Source organism: Mycobacterium adipatum (assembly GCF_001644575.1).
GTDB classification, from domain to species: Bacteria; Actinomycetota; Actinomycetes; order Mycobacteriales; family Mycobacteriaceae; genus Mycobacterium; species Mycobacterium adipatum.
The window spans coordinates 146,007-163,682 of sequence record NZ_CP015597.1 but is presented as its reverse complement, the minus strand read 5'-3'; the positions used below and the strand labels follow the sequence as shown (position 1 = coordinate 163,682).

Below are 17,676 nucleotides of genomic sequence, written 5' to 3'. Positions count from 1 at the left end.
TCCCCCTGGATGCGTTCTATTCCGCCGTCAACATGATGTACTGCGCCGCCATTTGCTGATGTGCATCGGGCAGCTGCGCGCTGAACACGTCAAACACGTACCGCTCGGCGGCCGAAGTGCACGAGAAACCTTGATCGGCAACCTTGATGCAATGACTGCCCGGCATGTTGGGCACCGGGTCAGCGGCTGATCCGGTGGCCTTCAGCAGCTCAATCGACGCTGCCACCAGTTGCTGGGCAGCGGCCTCGTCGCGGGTCTGGTACACCCAGTCCGCGGCGTGCACGACCACATCGACCCCGGCGTCGGAAAACTTCGCACCGGTGTGGACAGGATCGCTTTGGTAATGCAACGCTGCGTGCGCGCCGAAGGTGGCGTTGTTGTTGACGTTGATATCGGTGCTCACGACCGGTAGCGCCTTGGCCAGCAGACCGCTGGCATCGCGCGGCAAAGTCGGGAACTGCGCCGGATCTGTGGCGACGAACTCGTCGATACGAGGGCCTTGTAGGTCAAGGGTCCTCGACACCAAAGCTGCTGCGGCGTCGGAACTTTCGGTGGACTGCGCGCGCTGCATCAGCACATACGGGCCGTGCGCGGTGAACGCGTTGACCGCATGCCAGGTGGCCTCGGTGCCGTACTCGGGATAGGAGTGCGTCAACGCATTGGCCTGCGGGTGCCCGGGGATCGCGATACGGGTGAGTGTCACCGGAGGTGTGAGCTCTACCGGATTGTCCTGCGCTGCTTGTGCCATCGCCGCTGCGGCAGCGGTCGCCGACTGCGGATCAGCCATCCGCAGCACCACGTTGAACAACACCTTCTGGCCCTTCACCTGACGCGAGGTCGCAAAGCCGTTGACATAGTTGTGTTGGCCCGCGGCCTCGGCCACTTCGGACACCGTGATGGCTTGCAATACCGAGGGATCACCTTTGAGAGGCATCGCCCCCGGCGACATCCCAAACGGGTTGGCTTCGACCAGTGCGGGATCAACGTCCCACGGCCCGACCACGAAGTCGGCCATACGGACCGCCTCCAGCAACGCCCCGGCGGCCGGAACTTCCGCCGCCCCCATGGGGTCCAGCGGTTCGGTCGAATAATTGCCGGGGTCCAGCAACGCAACGTCGACCGTGTCCGGCGCAGGCCCCGCAGCCTGTTGGGCGGTGCCATCGACGGCGTTGCTGCACCCCGCCAGGCACACCGCGATAACCACCAGCGCAGGCACGTACGCCGAGCGCAGCGCCGAGATCACTGCAGTGCCGCCAGCAGCCGGTTTAACACGCCGGCCTGTGTGTCAGGCACCGCAGTGCCCGACTCGGCGGCCGTGACATCATGCGGGCTGATCCCCACCATGGCTGCGGCCTCCTCCACCGTCAGTTCTGCGCGATGCCGTGCAGCGAACACGCGCTGCCCGATCGTCGCATGAGGCGATGCTGCTGCATGCAGCATGAGGTCCCGGCGCGCCCGACGCACCGCGCTCAACTCTCGGAAGATGTCTTGCGCGCCGGCTGCACCTCGGGACGCATTCGATGCGGCTGACTCCAGGCGCCCCAGATCGGCAAGCAATCCCGCCGCGGCGGACTGGAACCCCGGATCCGTGACCGCGGGGAGGGCAGCAACCTGCGATCTGATGTTGGACAGGGCCACGGCGATGGTCTCGGCCATGTAGCGAGATTCCACGGCGGTGGTCTCCCCCGCGCCGAGCATGACCGTGCGTTCCCCGTCGTCGGCCGGCGGCGCGGCTGCAACCGCCGTGGTCTGTGCGCCGCGCTGCAGTTCCCCGGCATGCTGGCGGCGCAGGCTTTCGATCCGGCCGGGCGGCCAGCCCAGCGCTTCCTCAAGCTTCTCGCGGGTTTTGGCTCGCGGCCAGCTGCGCCCCTTCTCGAACGCGATCAGGGTGCCTGCGTTGATGATCTGGTTAGCCGCCAAAGTGCGCTGGGAGATGTCCAGCTCGCTGCGTCGCGCGGCGACCTGGGCGCCGACGTAGACCAGACTCGGATCCAGGCTGCTGAAATGCACTTGGATACCTACGTGCGGGTGCCCCAGGACGGTGGTGAGTCCGTCTTCCGGGATCTCGAACTCGTCGGTGAGCTGGCGGCCGTCGACAAACACGCCATTTCGACCTTTCGGGACGCCGAACCAGGCCCCCGACCGGGCGTAAACGACTAGGTGCTCGCGAGATACCCGGCCATCAGAGATGGCGATCTTCGGTCCCGGCGATCCTGGCTCGACTCGACCGATGACCACGGGGGAATCTGCAGCTTCCACCCGGTGGCTGTCTTGGCCGACGCGAATGGTCAACGTCGGCGCGGATTCGGAAGCCGAACCGTCGGGGGTGTGGGGTGCTGCACTCACACCGACAATCGTAGCATTGCTACGATTACTGGTGCGAGACACTTGCGAAGGTGAAGCGCTTCATTTCATAGGTGACGCCTACCCGGCAAAACTGCCGCGTAGAGCGCCCCGGACCGGCACTAGCGTAGGCAATGCACATCATCTGACGGAGGGAACGCAGCATGGATGACGACGGCGAAGTCACCCGGAAGGTCACCGGCTCGGCACCATCGGGGTTTGATCTCGACACAACGCAGGTGGTCCCGAAGACCGCACCAACAACCTCTTCGGAACCGACCCGGGCACCGTCGGACGCGCCCAATTCCGCCGATGACGACCGAACAATGCAGGTCGCACCGACCCCAAACCCAGCGCGGCAAGCGCCCCCGCCTCCCCCACCACCGCCGCCCCACCCGGCGCAGCGGCCCCTGAGTGCTCCGGGCCAGTACGCACCCCCGCCACCACCGTCCGGGACCAACACAGGCCCCAGTGCTCCGCCGCCGACCGGTGCCAACCCATCACAGTTCGGGGGACACGGGGCGCCACACACTCCCCCGCCGGCCAACCCGGGGTACCCGCGCCCGTCCAACCACGGGCACCCCCCGCCACCGCCGCCTGGAGCTCAGTACCCGCCGCCTCCCGGGCCTTCCCAACCCGGCGTTCCGCCGTACCCGCCTCCGGGGCAGCCTTACCCGGGGCCCTACCCGCCACCGGGACCCAGTCCAGCTGCTGGACAAAACCCAATGGATGCCGCTAATGCGCTGCTGGCCAAGGGCAATTCGTTCCTCACCCGCCTGATGTATCGCGGAGTACGCGGCGAGCTCATCCAACAGCCGTGGTTTCAGAGCATCCGCCAACAATCAGCGGACCCGTTCGTCTACATCACCTTTGGTATCGGCGTCCTGCTGGTGCTCATCATGGGCATGCTGCCCGGCCTGGTCGGCATCGTCATCACACTTGGCATCTGGGCGGGGTTGGCGTACCTGTACTTCGCTATCGGCACCAAGAAGGCACACCAGTTCATCGCCTACGGCATCGGCGGCGGCGGCGCCGCCATCGCCGCTCTCAGCGCGTTGCTCACTGTCGCGACGCTCATCGACTTGGCCGGCCTGAGATTGGCGGGCACCGCAGTCACCCTGCTGATCGTGCTCGTCCTGACCGTGCTGGTCGGCGCAGCCCTGGCCTATGTCGGCGTTCAGGTTCACCGCGCCATCAAACGCATGTCGGGTCAATAACCACCGCCACCGTGCGTCGTGTCCGTGAGTGACTCCCATCCGCCGAATAACGCGCGACGGATCGAGCAGCTGCGCACCGCGATCAAGGCGATCGAAGCGAGCAGTGACAATCGCGAACGCCAACTGCGGCCGACAGCAGCGCAACGTACGACGCCGGACCCGAAGGTTACTCATCGAACGCCGCTCGGCAGCGACTGGATGCAGCGGATCCCGGCCCGGTACCACCATGGTCACGACGGTTTCGATCGACGGCTCATGGAGGACCTCGCCGCTGTCGGGGTTCGCTGCTACACCGTTCAGGATCTGCACGGGTCACCGGTCACTACCGGGGTCATTGACGTGCTTGCCGATTGGCTCGCCCACCTCGACGACCGAATCCCTGGCCCAGAGACCCATCACCGCCAGGCGATTCGGGCCAACCTCATCAAGCAGCTCAACCGGACATCAGTGCGAGGAAACCAACGGGTCTTCGACCTGCTGATTGCACAGATGCTGTACGACCCGCCTTTACCAGGCATAGCCGGCAACGCCGCCGGCTATGCAATTGCCAAAATCGCCACACGACATGATTTCGAACGCATCTCGGCTCTCATCGATCAGCTGCCCCCCGGCGTGTCTAGAGGGGCCTTGATCGAGTACATGGGCAAGGTGAAAACTGATGACGCGCGCGATATCGCGTTGAGCTATCTCGACACCGAATGGACCTACTTCTCCCTCAAGGCGCTCATCAGCATGCGCGCCATCGGTGTTCGCGAACGCGTCGAACCCTATCTCGATTCGCCGAATGCCTTTGTCCGCAAGTACGCCCGCCGGGCCATGGAGGTGTTACCCCGGTAGCCGCCAATCTGGCCGGGGATGAAGACGAACGGTCGGTCACGTACCCGGCCGCGTCGCGGCGTCGAGCAACGTCATGGCCCAGTTCGGTCAGATCGTCCGAGTTCTCAGGCGAAACCTGGCCGCGCGCGGGGTAGAGACGTAGCCCCGTGCTGCGTCGCAATGGCGACAGCTGGAGAAGATTGGTGCATCACCCGCTCCCTGATCCGCGTTAAGCTCAAAGCGCAAGCAGCAGTGAACATCTTAAGCGCAGCCAGCATCCCGACGCGTGAGGACCGGGTATCGGTTCTACACCCGAGTCGGCGAGGGCGACAGGCTCGATGACCGGCGGGTGGACGAAAGGGGCAACATGAAGGTCCCACCGAGTGACTGGTGGTGGGTCGCCACCGTCGTCATCCTCTACTTCACTGCGGTGACGGTGATGATCCGCCGCGGTCTCTGGATGAAGCCGATCGGACGGCACTTTGTGCTCGCATCCCTGTGCGCAATGATCATGTCGATCCCCGCAGCGGAGCTGGGCGGTGGCTATCCGGCGGCGGCGCTCGCAGCGGTCAATGTAGTGCTCTTCTTCTGGATAGGCGGGCCTGAAAGACCGTCCACTGGGCGACACGCAGCCGGGCAGAAGAACATTGCGACCTGACATCGCGTTCCTCAAAGGCGTTTTCAGTGCCGTGGCTCTGGTTATGGCTTTGGCCGGCTGCGGTGTGATCACCTACACCGAAGCCGGCGAACTACCTCCCGGATTGGCCGGCAAGCTCGCAGGTCTACGCGAACGCAACGCCACCGCACATCTTGCTTACCTTACCGACTTCACCTGGGACACCGTGTTTTACTTCCCCGAGTACACCCGCCGCGAGCGTGTGGAGTCTGTGGTTGGCGACGGCGTGATCGAAGGATCTGATGTCCCCGCCGGCGGGGTACTCATTTTCACCGAGTCCGGGAACGTCATCGACACGGTGTTCCTGCACGCGAACTACCTGCGCGCTGATAAACCCCGCTGGGGAGCCGACGTGCTGGTACGTCCCTGGGGTGCCGGATTTATGCGGCTCGTCGACGGATAGACGCCCGTTCGCATACGAGCGCAACGTGTCCGACCGTCCACGTCCTCCGCCTTCAACCAAACGCCAGCGCCAGCGTGAACAGGGACATTGGCGCCAGCGGCATACTGGCCAGCAGCATCAACGCCACCGGGATGAACCTTCTACTCGCGGCTGCAGCACACCAACCGCCGAGTGCGGCCCCAATCCCGAGAACGACCGCGGCACGACTACCGGACTCGTCCGTGCCCGGGGCCACCGAACCGTTCATGAGCTTGTCCGTCATATCCGGGTCACTCAGCACAGTGAACATCAACAGGTAGGCGATCACCATCGCCGCAACAGCGGTGATCGACAGAAGCACGGCGCGGTCACGATCCTGGGCACTGTTCATTCAATCATCTTGACCCAGAACGGCATCCCTGCGAATCAGTAGAACTACCTGAGTCCCACTCAATCACTCGGCCACCGAACGTCCTCTCGAACTCTGCTTGCGGCGAGGTCGCCCTACAGTCAAAGGCTGGCTTTCACGCCGCATTTTGAACGACTCGATGCTTGCACGCGTCCAGATGGGACCCGAACGCGGCCGGGCCACGGGCGCTGGAAAGTCACACGCTGTCTGCGCGAGCTGTATGACCCGGGTGGCTGATATACCGAGCACTTCAGCGGTGTCACCGACGCTGAGAAGATCCATCGCCGGCGGGTGATCGGTCAGATGCTGGTATCGATCCGTTGGTTGCACGGTAATGGCTGACGGCTTGGCTCGCAGAAGCAACCGCGCCTGGCGCAGCGCCGCGGCAGTTGCCTGGCGGAGCGTGGGCGCTTTGAGCTCGAACACGGCCGTCAGGGAGCCTCGATCGGGATCGTAGGTGACCGACGGTTGGAGCTCGGCAACTGCGCTCGGTGTCAGATGTCCTATCGGACACGATGATATCGCTGTCCAGCGCGTCACCGGCGACCCTTCCTACCGTGCTCGTCCTTCCCGTGGTAAGACACCATGATTGCGCACACATCCAGCAACGGGTACGGCAACTACACACTTCCCTTCGATCGTTCACAGTTCGCCGGCCACCGCAACCAGGCGCAGACCTGTGCGCGACAGGCGGCAGAGCCGGCTCCGTGCCGTCCGGATCGGTTGCTCCCCGGCGTCCAGATTGGTGAATCGCCGCTGCTGGTGGCGGGGTTAGGGTTCTTGCATGGACCGAGCTGGTTTGCCTGAGCTGACGGCGTCGACACGGTGGTCCTCGATGCTGGTGGCTGTGGCGGGCGGCCTGGCCGCCGCGACATGCGTGTGTACGGCCCTGGCCTGGGCCGGCCGAGAGCCCTCCTTGCCGTTGCTTGCCGATCGCGCCGATGTCGCGTGGGTGTTGTGGCGCAGCACCGCCATTGTCGCGGTCATGTTGGTCGTGAGCACCGGCTACGTGCTACTGATGCGAATGAGCGCCGAGGGGCGAGCAAGCGATTTCGCGCAGCGCCGAGCATGGCTGCTGCGCCACCTGTCGCTGCCGTTGGGTGTACTCGGTTGTGCCGGGATATGGATGCGGCTCCGGGAGTCGGCGCGGGAACGTTTCGATGACGCCAGCGCGCAACAGGCCTCCCTGGATGGCCTCGACGCGGTGGGCTTTGCCTCGGTGGCGTGGATCTGTGCGTGTCTAGTTGTGTGGGCATGGGCAGCGGTAGCGCTACTCGGCGCTCCGCAGGCGGCGGCGAGCATCCGAGCGGCCCGCGCTTTAGTCAGTGTGCTGACGGTCTTGGCGGTCGGCGGTGTCGCGGTACTGGTGGTGCATCACCCAGCAGTACACAGCACCACCGGCGAGGGCGCGGTCCCGCCCGCGGCAGCAGTGGTCGACTTTGGCGGCCCGGTGGCCTACGAACTTCCCGCCGACTCCTACCCCGAGGCCATCACGGTGGCAGGTGGACCAGGCCTTCTGCGCAGCTCCGGTGCCGGAGCTTATCCAGACGGTGTGGTCGGGATCTCAGGTAGCAGCGGGAAACAGATGTGGTCGTTCACGGTTCGCGATCTGTTGGTGCACGACATTGCAGTCAGCTCAGGCGCCGACCCAGTGGCCGTGCTGTCAGCGACCTACCTTGGCCACACGGTACTGATTGGGTTCAATGCCGCTGATGGCCAACCGCTGTGGACGCGCCCTGGCGGCGGCAGTCTCCGGCAGGAGGGCTATCAGGACCTCGAGATCTCCGCGGACCGCTTCGTCTCGACCCGTCCCCACCGGCTGACCCCGACCGGTGCGCCTCGCGGCAGAGAGTGGACGGTGCGCGACGTGCGCACCGGAGCGGCCCTCTGGTCGGTCATACGGATGTCGGACTGCTTCCGAACCCCCGACATGACTGAGAACTACGTGCTGGCCGCAGAATGTGACGGAACCCCCCGCATCGGGGTATTCGACGCGCAGACCGGTGACGAAACGGCGACCCTGACTGACACGAAACTCGGCGCGTCCGCCATGACAGAGCATCAACTATTCGCCTGGCCTATCCCGGAGTCCGATCTGGCTTTGGTTTGGCTCAACGAACCCGATGGTGTCGACATTCACAGCGCCGCGATCATCGACGTCGCGACTGGGGCTGTTGTGCAGAGACTTCCGAGCGTTGCCGGGGTGTCGGTTGCAGCAGCCGGAGCAGTGATGCTGCAGGACCGGCAAGGCCGACGAACCATCCTGGACACCGACACAGGCGACACCATCGACGTCGGGTCCAACACGAGCGACATGAGGTTCGTCGAAGAATTCGGCAGTGCATGGGCGCGTATCGACGACCGGTGGGTGACGGTGGCACCTACCGCCGGACAGGTGGCCCCGACGATCAACGTCTTCACCCCGGATGCGCCGGTGGCAAGCTATCCCAACCCGTGCCCTGGCGGCTCAGCAATTCCTGCCGTGGCGGCGGTGTCCGGCGCGCTGCTCGTCAACTGTGGTGATCGGATCGTCGGGATCCGCTGAAATCAGCGCACCCCGATCAGGTCCCAACCGTCAGAAGAAACACCCGGCGGCGGACAGAGCATCAGTATCGCGCCCGGAACAGGCACGATGCCGGCGCCCTGCGAGCGTTGGTCAGCACGCTCGGGACACAACGAAGGGCGCCGCGTCACCGACCCATTCGACGCTACTACTGCGATATGCACACCACGTTCGTCACTGGCGGCACCGGTCACCATGTCGTCGCCGATCTGTGCCCACTGAAATCTGTCATGCGCCGGCCACATTGCTGCGAATGGTTGCAGGCGAGTCACTTCGCGGTCGGTCATCGAGTAGATGTCGACGTACTGCTGGCCATCGATGTCACCGGAGCCGAGCTGAACCACTGACCCAGGAAGCGGAGGCCGTGGATTGGAACCGGGGGCACTGAGATGAAACGTCACCACACCAGTGCTGATGTCGACGACGAGTGTCATGTATCTCGTGCGGTCCCTCGCGGCGCGGGTCGGGTCGGAGCTGTATCTGCTGGCGGTTTGTAATACCAGCAAACGGCCTGCTGTCGCGAGTACCGAAATCTCTAGATCTGTGGGCACAGTGGACAGCGGAACAGGCAGGGCAATGGTCTTTTCAGACGCAGTGAGCCCGTCCATCATGCGGACATCGACGCTGCCGTAACACGGGGTGGTGACGATCTGATCGTCAATGACATGCGCCTCACGTTCGCACGGACCCTTCTGGCTCGGCCTCACCCAGCGCACCAGGCCTGTCTGAGGATCGAGGGACCCTACCTCTTCGTCACGGCGGATTACCGCCACGACAGACTCCGATGCACCTGTGCCGTAGGGCAACTCGAACCCAGCATCGTTGAGCCACAGCTGCTCTCCAGTGTTGGCGTCGAAACCCATCAGTACCGCCTCACCCCCGCCCCCTACCGGCCTGACCGACAAAAGCTGCGGTCGACGACATTGCGCCACCACCACCGCATTGGGGCCGGCACCCGTCGAACGCGCCAGGTCCAGCGCACAGTCCTTCGGGAACGCCTGCATGGTCAGCGTCCAGCGCGTCGCGCCGGAGACCGGGTCGTAGGCGGTGATCTCCCCGCCGGGACGGAACGTCACAAAGCCCGGACCGGCCACCAGTAGATGCTCAGGATCGTCGAGTGCAACGGTGTAGGCCACCTCGGTGCCCAAAGCGGTAGGGAGAGGGGCCACGGCGATAGGGGCGGCCGTGGTCGGGTGCCCCTGGATGTGCGGCCACCACAGTGACGTGACGAGAAGGCCGGCCACAGTACAGGCGGCGACACCGGCCGCAGTCCACGGTGAAAGGACCGCCACCAGCACACGACTTGCCGACAGGCGAGTGTTGATCGCCCATACTGAACCGACCAGCAGCAGTGCCGTGGCCGCTACCAGCATCGGCCACGCCAACTGCGCGAGCTCGGGGCCCGGTCGACTTCCGGGACCGGAGACGCGGACAACAATGGACGCCGGTACCGTGCTGGCGTAGGTCCACGCCGTCATCGCGATCGTCGCGGCCAGCAGCACTGCGGCCCAATGGCTCACCGTATGCCCACGCAGAGCGACGATCGCGATACCGATGGCCGACAGCGCCGCCAGGGCGCCAAGGACGAGAAACCATATGAAGAACTCGGTTACCGGGGCCAAGGTGTCATCGGCGCGGCCGCCCTGCGGCACACGAATGACGAATCCCCAGACGATCAAACTCACCGCCCCGAGCGCAAACCCCGCGCTCAACCCGATCATGGCGCGGGCGACCAGGGGCGGCGGGCCCATCTGAGCGCGTGGGATGAACGGCGGCCATGGTCCGCGAGCCTGCGGCTCGCGTTCCTCGCCGTTCCCGCCTTTCTGCTGCCGCGAGTCACTGACCATGCGTGCTCCCCTTGCCCGGTCTGTTGAGAATGGCCGCATGTGCAGTCATCCCCGCACTTCGCTTACTGCGCGGATGCAGGTGCCAACACTTGGAAGCCGTCGAACATCGTTGACACGTCACGCTGATAGGTCGGATTGTCCGGTGCCGTGGTTTGCGCCGTGGCCGATATCAGGTACGGCGTGTCACCGAAGTTGGTCAGGATGTGCAGCGTCTGCAGGTGGCGCTCAGCTTGGGTGCCCATCCCGGCCTGCCGATACGTCAACTTTTGCGCCGGCATCCCACACACTGTCGCAGCGGTCTCGACGACATCGGTGGCGCCACCCATGTCGATCAGGAGCAGTTTGACGTGCGCGTACACCGCCGCGGAGTCTGCCGAGTTTCCGCGCTCTACCCCGATGACGATGTTCGGGGCGAACTTGTCGGCGATCAGGGACTGATTGACGAGCGTGAATCGCACCATCTCGCTGTCCAACTGTGTCATCCGAGTCCACCCTTGCGGCTTCGGTAACCGTAACCCAGGTTCCGACGGGCTAAAGCCGGGAATATCGGCCAGTGGGGCTTCGACGCCAGCACAGTCGCTGCTGTCACCGGTGGGCGCGAAGGTCGCACGCGGAGGACCGGTCGGCGCGATGCCGGGCACGGTGACCTGCGTCGGAAACAACTCCTCAAAAGGAACCGTGCGGGGGCCGTCGTCGCCACACGCCGTCGCCGCGAAAGCGATACCGAACGCGGCACATCCGGCGGCGAGCAGGCGCACTCGACTGATAGCGATCATCAGAGGTCTTCCATTCGTGAGGTCGAGGCCACGTTGGAAAGTGGCGTATATCGAGCGTAAAACCTTCCAACAGTCGGTACTCGCACCAATTTTCGGCACACAGCGGCACCCGTAAATGAACACCTGCTCGGCGCCGAGCCAGCTCCAGGACTACAGTGCCGCCGCCGCCCATCTCCAGCAGATATGTTGCGGCCGTACTACATATGTGCGTAGACCACCCGCACGTCGTGGCCAAGCATGGTGCCTTCGCGTCTAAAATCGACGCCCACTGACAGGCGGCTGTATAGCGTTGTCCGCCAGATCTTTATCCAGTTGTGGTCTGTGCGCCCGGCTCAGCTGTCGTATGCGACAGTGTTCGAGGTTCCGGTTGCAGCGAAGTGACTTCCGAAGCCGGCCTGTTCCGTCGGCCCAACCCTCCGCGACGAGGTAGACCGCGTTGATGCAGGCCCGAAGTGCTCGCCTCGGCGTTGAACGAATAGGCTACCGATGTCGCTGCCCGTAACTGCCCGTTCAGCAGACGGCGAGCCGCGTCCTGACGGCGACCGTGACAAAACCGACCGCGCGACTATCGGGATCACCCCTAGACTGACGAACCGATGAACGCCCGGCAAGGAGACAGCATGGCCGACAGCGACCCGCGCAGCGACGGCGCCGATCACCATGGGATGCGCGCACCCGGCGTGGACGAACTGGTCGAGTTGGGCATTCTCACCGTCGAGCACGCCGCGCCGGTAACCTGAACCACCGGGAGACATGTCCCGACATGGCGGCTACCGTAACCCACTTGCGGGCAGCATCCGCCGTCACACCACCGGATCGCACGGCCCCCGGCCGCGAAGATCACCGCTGCGTCGCACCTCATCCGGGTGCCTGGGTGCACATCGTGCTGCGCGCCGCGCCCACCAGAGCGGCGGCCTGCTGCGGGCTCGCGCCGTACGCGGCTGCGGTGGCACCGATCGTGGCCTGCGAACCTTGGCCCGTGTAGAGCATCCGACACGCCTGCTTGCCTGCCAACAGCAGTTGATCGTCGTTGCCGGGGAAGTTCCCCCGTGTCGCGTTGAGAAAGTTTGTCTGATCGGCGGTCAACGGTGTTGGCCAGGCGCCGGCCGGGGCTGCGGTGAGGCCGAACAGCGCACCGGCCGCAGCTGCAGTCGCGATGCCGGTAGCGAGTCGTCGTTTCGTCGTGAACATGTCAGTCCCCCATTAGAGTTTGGTCTGCGCAGGTGTGCGCGGTTTCGACCGTAACCCCGCCGGCGAGCCGGTCCGCGCACCAGTTTTGGTCGACCTGCGGCCGCACAAATTGGTGCATCGCAGGTTCTCAGCTCGGCCATAGCATCAGATGCGGCGGAACACACCGCCGACTCACGGGGGCCAGATGAACGTAACCGGCAGGAAAGCAGGGCTGTTCAATGGACCTGCGCTGTGGAACGGGCTGACGCTGGGGCCGCTGGGAACGGCGTCGGCACTGTTGATGATGATGACGGTCGACACGCCGCACACCAGTGCGCCAGTTCTCACAGCCCTGATCGCCCCGACGGCGATATTCCTGATCTTGGTGCTGATCTCGCTCGTGCGCGGCGGCAAGACCTCGTGGTGGCTGTTCTCGGCGCTCGGCGCAGTCCTGGGGACAACGCTGCTCGTCGCCGCGATCCTGGGCACGCTTACCGGAATCGCATGGATGCTCTCCGACCCGGGCTGATGCGCTCCGCCACATCAGCGCTAGCAGCGGCATCTCAGCGCACCGACCACCAATTCGGCAGCACGCCACACGCATGAACGTCACCACCACCTCCTGGTGAGCACTAACGCGATCGGGTGCGGGAAGAGCGCGGCTGCGATCAGTACCCATCGCGCATGCTCTATCTCGCTCATCACCGTCGGGGAACATCCCAGTGAAGGTCTACGTGACTGTCCGAGTTTTCCCTTACTGCCCAATGCTCGGCCGGCAAAAGAGCTTAGAAGCGAATAATGCGGTGCAGGAACGCAATTAGGTACTGCCACCGGCATCACCACACGGTCACACTTACTTCGGGCACGGGCCGAACTCGTCACGGATGCGCTGCTGGAGCTTGCGTGCCTCGGGGAGGAGATCGGGGTCAGACCCGGTATTGGCGTTCGGGTCATCACAGTTGCCGATGTCGACACTGCCCGACCATCGTAGATCGCCGTACCGGGCAGGATCGGAAGCCCAGGACCATCCCAGATGCACCCGGTGACGTGGACCCGCACCAAGCGCGTCAATGACGCGCACAATGTCGTCGTAAGCAGTTTCCGGGGCGGGGATCGCGACGTTCAGTCGCTCAATGACGCCATCTCGGACGATGACCAACCGTGGGGCTGCGGGTACCGCGGCCGCCAACTGGGCGTCAATGCGGCTTTTCTGCTCAGGACTTAGCCGCGTGCGAATCCACCACGAAGCCTCTCCCCCTGGCCCCGACGGCCGATTCACCTCGATCTGGTCGAGCGGGTTGCTGGCGAACACCTGCAATACGGCGTCGACCACCGCTGCCGTTGCCGCGGCGGCACGAATGTCGATCCTGGTAGAGCCATCGGCCGCGCCGAGCAGATCTATCGATTGCGCGGTGATGCGCGAATCGAGTTCCCGCAGACGCGCGGCCACAGCCCCAGGATCATCCTGTATCGACGCGCCAAACCCCAAACTCACCCCGTCCGCAATATCGAACTCAATGCGTTGATCGTGTTCGGCGAAGTCGTCGCCACGCGCAGTGTGGATTCCTGTTGCTACAGCGCCAATCTGCTCATCCGTTGCGCCCTTCACGTTGACGCGCAATTCAAACCTAGTTCCCTCCAAGATCCCGTTCTCGTAGATCAGGTCGACGTCACTAACACCTGGCATCGCCGCGACACGGTCACGGATCTGGAGGGCCTCGCTTTCGCGGTCCGGCACACCCGTACAGCCAGCGAGGACGAAGACTACGGCAAACGCACTGCCCCACATTCGAAAACGTCCCACAACTTGAGCCTAGGGCCGATCCAGATGTGCTAGTCGCACCAAAACTGGTGAGCGAAGACTACGACTCAGCGCGTTAACGTCAAGACATAGGTAGAGGACAGACAGGACAATTGCACAACCAGTGAGCTACGACTTCACGGCTTTGATACCGGAGCTCATCGGCACCCATGAGCAGCACGCGGGGTACCTATATGTCGCTTCAGCTAGCGGGTGGAGTCCGCCGCGATTGCTCCTGGCGCCCGTGGTGACTGCGTGTGAGCAGCCTCTTCCTTGTCCCTAGCCGATCTGTTTGTTCGCCGCGGCGAGCAAACCTAGGACCAGTGCCAGGTGTTCGGTGTCCGGTTTGGGCCGTTGGGCGCGGTCGGCGATGCTGAGGCCGCCGGGCGCCGGCAGAAAGACTTGTGGTCGGCCGACAAGCCCGCCGAATCGGCCGTGGGCGACGGCTTCCATGCCGCAGGAGAACAGTTCGGTGTGGTGTGTGCCGGCGTAGTCCTTGCCCATGTAGCGGTCGGCAAATCCGTCGGCCACAGTCATCTCGGAGCGCGCGTAACGTTCAGGCGCCAGGCCGGCGGTGCGCCGGCGCAGGAATGCCTTTGTCGCGGTCGAGATCTCCGGGTTGCGGTCCTCCATACGGTGGCCGAGCTCGTGGGTCATCGACGAGGCGTCGCTGAAGGTCAGCTCGGCGCTGATTCCGGTTACCTCCGTCGTTACCCGCTTCCTGGGCCCTTTGACGTACATGACCTCGTAGGGCTCCCCACCGTCTTTCGGGATGGCGGTGGCGTACTCGATGGTGGCGTGTTGGCGGCGGCTGTCGTTGTACTGGGCGACCAGCTCACCGACTTTGCGTTCGTTGTCGGGGGTCCGCGGCACAAAGGCGTTCTCAGCGCTGTAGCGGTCGCGGATCGACCCGGCGCCACGTGCCATGTCTGCGGGCGAGTCAATGAAGTGGTTGAACCGGAACCGGCCGTACTCCATCGCATCCCTGAGGTCGAAAACTTCGGTGCGGGTGCGGCGGCTGAGCTGCCGAGCGCCGGCAGTGTAGTGGGCACGGGCCTTCGATCGTTTAGCGAGCATGTCGCCGAGATTGTTGGCGTGCTCGACCATATCATCGGGGTACAGCGCCGCGGTGGCGCTGAACATCGCACGGTCGGCGCGTGTCATCTTGGCGGTGTTCGACGGCACGAACGCCTCGGCCGCCGGACCGCCGAAGCTGCGCTCGCGGGACAGCTCGTCGTAGTAGATCTCTCGGGCGATCTGGGCGCGCTGTTCGTTGATCTCCTTGGAGCGGTCGCCTGCGCGGCGGTAGACGGCCATCTTGGCGGCGGCGTAGGCGTTGCGCGCCTCGTCCAGTGCTGTCGCACCCTCGGCGGTGAACGAGGTTCCGTCGGCGGTGAGGTAGGCGCTTGAACCACTCTTGGTCTCGCGCCACCGCGCCTCGATCTGTTCGAGTTCTGCTGCAACTGCGGTGGCTTCGGCACCGACGGAGGCGTCGTCGAGTCCGCGTTCGGCGTAGGTGTTCTCAATTCTCTGGCCGGCGACGTCGCGCACCACGGCCCCGTGATCCAGGACCGCGTTGAGGTAGGCCTCGTGGACATCCGGGTCGCTGCTGCGGTCGGGGTCGCGCAGCGCCACGAGGGCCGAGTCGATGGCGGCCGCGGTGGTGGAGCGACGGTCCTGCAGTGTTATCGAATCCGCCTGTTCGGCGCCATCCGTGTCACGGGGCGCGGGGTCCGGCGCGCCGGCGGCTGCCGCGGCCTGGCGGGCGGCGTAGCGCATGCGTTGGTAGGCGCGGCGCCGATCGCCTCGGGTGCAGGGGCAGCGGCGGCCGCCGTCGAGGACTGCGCGGCACATGTCAGTGGATAACGGGACTGTTGGTGTCGGGGCCGATCTCGTCAGCCATCGCAGCGTCGAGGGCGTCCCAGCCGGCGTCGGAAAGCCGGCCGCGGCCATTGCCAGCGACGAGCATCGCGGCGGCGACATCGGCGACAGTGTCGCGGTTCGCGGTGAATACGTAGTCAAGGTTGGGCTCGGCTACGCGCACACTCTTGGGCAGACTGCCGGCCAGGATCTCGCGGACGATGGCGACGAGGGCGGGATCTCCGCCGAGAAGTCCGTTGGCGACGCGGCCGGGCTCGTCGGGTTGTGGGCGTTCCATCGCGCTGTAGGCGATCACGCCGCGGTCGGTGCGGAAAGTGATGGTAGTGGGGGCCATTCGGGTCTTTGTCTCCTGTGCCGCGACGGTTACTGGTCGATCTCAACGAAGACGTGTGGGTGGTGGTCGGGTCGGCGTGCGAAGCCAGTTGGCGGGATGAACCGGCGTCGAGGTCTGGGGCTGATAAGGCATGGCGCACTTTCGGTTCGAGGTGGCGCGCTTCATGGCGCGCGGAGGGCAAGTCCGTTGGTGGCGGCGGTGAGGTCGTGGCGCAGTGTCGCCAGCCGCGCCGCGAGGTTGGCGTTGAGGTCGGTCAGTTCTCCGGCTGCCGCGCCGACTGCGCCGGTGTGCAGAGTGTTGCCGGCGGCATCGACGTGCAGTTGCCGCACGGCGGCGTCGGTGATGCGCAGACTGCTCTGTTGCAGCGCGACAATCTCGGCGTGGATCGCATCGACCGGGACCAGTGCCCGGCGGTAGTCCTGCAGCTGGCGCACCAGTGCGACGAGGGTGGTCCAGGCGTCGTCGGCGGCGTCGGTGATCTCGGCGTTGCGGCGTGTCACGACGTCGCCGGGGTCCTTGCTCGCCGGAGGCACGAGGTTGGCTCGGGCGCGCCAGATGCGGTGCGCTCGTCGATAGATGTCGGAGAGGGTGCGGTCCAGGTCAATGCGGACACGGTGTACATCGAGTAAGTCGCTGCGCCACGCCGGGCTGGACCGGATGTCGCGGCCCAGCAGGGTAGCGACCGCGACGAGGTGGGGTTCTCTCCACACCAGTGCCGCTCCCCCAGGCTGTATACGCGCCAGTCAGGTTCCGTGCCATTCTCGGCGCAGTTCCTCGCCGTTGGCGTAGCGGTCGAGTTCCTCCGGTACGGCCGGCCAGTCGACGGACGCGGCGTCGAGGGTTTCGAGTTCGTCTTCGGAGTACACCCAGTGCGGTGCTGTGCCAGCGCGACGGCGCGCCACCCAGGCGGTGAGTGCGGTCGCGACAAGCGCGACTCCGATGTATCCGAACGGGTTGGAGGCGGTGAGAATTTCGACGACCGAGGCGTCTGGACGGTTCCACCAGTGCGTGGCCATCAGTACAGCGGCCAGCCCGACGGCGATGGGCGTTCCGTACTTGGCGAGCGGCATGACGATGCGGTCGACGCGCGCGATCTCGGACCAGATGACGTCGCGGCGGCGCCGGGTGGTCATCTGCTCGGACTCGATGATGTTGCTCAGATCGTCGCCGTGGGCACGCGCTTTGAGTTGCAGATCGATTGGCAGCGCTTCGATGTCTACCGCCTCCGAGCGCGGTAGGGCCATCATGATCTCTGCTGCGGTGTACGCGTAGTCCAGGGGTGCGCGGACAGCGGGGTCGATGGGTGGGGGCACCGGTTCGGGGCGGCCGGCGGCGTAGTCCTGGCCGGCCGGCCAATCCGGGTCAAAAGCCGGGTCGGCGAACTGCTCGGTACCCAAGTCGATCCCCTCGTCGCGGTGTGTGTACTCACTATCGGCGCTGTTAGCGACACGGCCGGAAATC

Annotated in this window: 17 protein-coding genes; 6 read left to right on the top strand and 11 right to left on the bottom strand. The window is 65.0% G+C overall.

Translation table 11 applies throughout. The features are described from left to right. Nucleotides 1–16 precede the first annotated feature (16 nt). On the bottom strand, nt 17–1,216 hold the full coding sequence (locus tag A7U43_RS28495; RefSeq protein WP_156526219.1) for a DUF7373 family lipoprotein: 1,200 nt from the start codon (nt 1,214–1,216) through the stop codon (nt 17–19). A gap of 23 nt (nt 1,217–1,239) precedes the next feature. After that, a complete protein-coding gene (locus tag A7U43_RS28490; RefSeq protein ID WP_257747861.1) occupies nt 1,240–2,238 on the bottom strand; it encodes an FHA domain-containing protein in 999 nt (332 codons plus the stop codon). 830 nt (nt 2,239–3,068) lie between these two features. Here A7U43_RS28490 and A7U43_RS28485 point away from each other — a divergent pair. The 4 genes from A7U43_RS28485 (at nt 3,069) to A7U43_RS28470 (ending at nt 5,455) form a co-directional block, all read left to right on the top strand. Then, complete coding sequence (locus A7U43_RS28485) at nt 3,069–3,560, top strand: hypothetical protein (protein ID WP_068004248.1); 492 nt, start codon at nt 3,069–3,071, stop codon at nt 3,558–3,560. A gap of 24 nt (nt 3,561–3,584) precedes the next feature. Beyond that, nucleotides 3,585–4,397: a HEAT repeat domain-containing protein gene (locus tag A7U43_RS28480; RefSeq protein WP_156526217.1), complete on the top strand. Its 813-nt coding sequence runs from the start codon at nt 3,585–3,587 to the stop codon at nt 4,395–4,397. A 346-nt stretch (nt 4,398–4,743) separates the two neighbouring features. Beyond that, nucleotides 4,744–5,034, top strand: coding sequence for a hypothetical protein (locus A7U43_RS28475; RefSeq protein ID WP_197500118.1), 291 nt, complete (start codon nt 4,744–4,746; stop codon nt 5,032–5,034). Beyond that, the gene (locus A7U43_RS28470) at nt 5,024–5,455 is read left to right on the top strand and encodes a hypothetical protein (protein ID WP_156526216.1); all 432 of its coding nucleotides are present in this window, start codon (nt 5,024–5,026) and stop codon (nt 5,453–5,455) included. The genes A7U43_RS28475 and A7U43_RS28470 overlap by 11 nt, the downstream gene beginning before the upstream one ends. Nucleotides 5,456–5,507: 52 nt before the next feature. On the opposite strand, the gene A7U43_RS28465 is transcribed toward A7U43_RS28470, so the two are convergent. Further along, entirely contained in the window at nt 5,508–5,825 is a 318-nt protein-coding gene (locus A7U43_RS28465; protein ID WP_068004232.1) for a hypothetical protein, read from the bottom strand. Nucleotides 5,826–6,690: 865 nt separating this feature from the next. Here A7U43_RS28465 and A7U43_RS28460 point away from each other — a divergent pair. Then, nucleotides 6,691–8,388, top strand: a complete 1,698-nt coding sequence (locus A7U43_RS28460; protein WP_197500117.1) for a PQQ-binding-like beta-propeller repeat protein — start codon at nt 6,691–6,693, stop codon at nt 8,386–8,388. 2 nt (nt 8,389–8,390) lie between these two features. Here A7U43_RS28460 and A7U43_RS28455 read toward each other — a convergent pair whose 3' ends face one another. The 3 genes from A7U43_RS28455 to A7U43_RS28445 form a co-directional block, all read right to left on the bottom strand. Continuing rightward, on the bottom strand, nt 8,391–10,091 hold the full coding sequence (locus A7U43_RS28455; protein ID WP_197500116.1) for an outer membrane protein assembly factor BamB family protein: 1,701 nt from the start codon (nt 10,089–10,091) through the stop codon (nt 8,391–8,393). Nucleotides 10,092–10,315: 224 nt separating this feature from the next. After that, a complete protein-coding gene (locus A7U43_RS29925; protein WP_156526214.1) occupies nt 10,316–11,128 on the bottom strand; it encodes a hypothetical protein in 813 nt (270 codons plus the stop codon). A gap of 759 nt (nt 11,129–11,887) precedes the next feature. Next, nucleotides 11,888–12,220: a DUF732 domain-containing protein gene (locus A7U43_RS28445; protein ID WP_068004222.1), complete on the bottom strand. Its 333-nt coding sequence runs from the start codon at nt 12,218–12,220 to the stop codon at nt 11,888–11,890. Between the two features lie 184 nt (nt 12,221–12,404). On the opposite strand from A7U43_RS28445, the gene A7U43_RS28440 reads away from it, so the two are divergent. Further along, nucleotides 12,405–12,728, top strand: a complete 324-nt coding sequence (locus A7U43_RS28440) for a hypothetical protein (RefSeq protein WP_068004220.1) — start codon at nt 12,405–12,407, stop codon at nt 12,726–12,728. Nucleotides 12,729–13,052: 324 nt separating this feature from the next. Here A7U43_RS28440 and A7U43_RS28435 read toward each other — a convergent pair whose 3' ends face one another. From A7U43_RS28435 to A7U43_RS30475, 5 genes are all read right to left on the bottom strand, one after another. Continuing rightward, nucleotides 13,053–14,003 carry a hypothetical protein gene (locus tag A7U43_RS28435; protein WP_156526213.1) on the bottom strand — a complete coding sequence of 317 codons (951 nt, stop codon included), beginning with the start codon at nt 14,001–14,003 and terminating at the stop codon, nt 13,053–13,055. Between the two features lie 276 nt (nt 14,004–14,279). Beyond that, the gene (locus A7U43_RS28430) at nt 14,280–15,854 is read right to left on the bottom strand and encodes a hypothetical protein (RefSeq protein WP_068004216.1); all 1,575 of its coding nucleotides are present in this window, start codon (nt 15,852–15,854) and stop codon (nt 14,280–14,282) included. A 1-nt stretch (nt 15,855) separates the two neighbouring features. Next, nucleotides 15,856–16,215: a hypothetical protein gene (locus tag A7U43_RS28425; protein ID WP_068004215.1), complete on the bottom strand. Its 360-nt coding sequence runs from the start codon at nt 16,213–16,215 to the stop codon at nt 15,856–15,858. Nucleotides 16,216–16,376: 161 nt separating this feature from the next. Continuing rightward, entirely contained in the window at nt 16,377–16,925 is a 549-nt protein-coding gene (locus A7U43_RS30480; RefSeq protein WP_231963820.1) for a hypothetical protein, read from the bottom strand. A 33-nt stretch (nt 16,926–16,958) separates the two neighbouring features. Beyond that, nucleotides 16,959–17,612, bottom strand: a complete 654-nt coding sequence (locus A7U43_RS30475) for a hypothetical protein (RefSeq protein WP_231963818.1) — start codon at nt 17,610–17,612, stop codon at nt 16,959–16,961. Nucleotides 17,613–17,676: the final 64 nt, after the last annotated feature.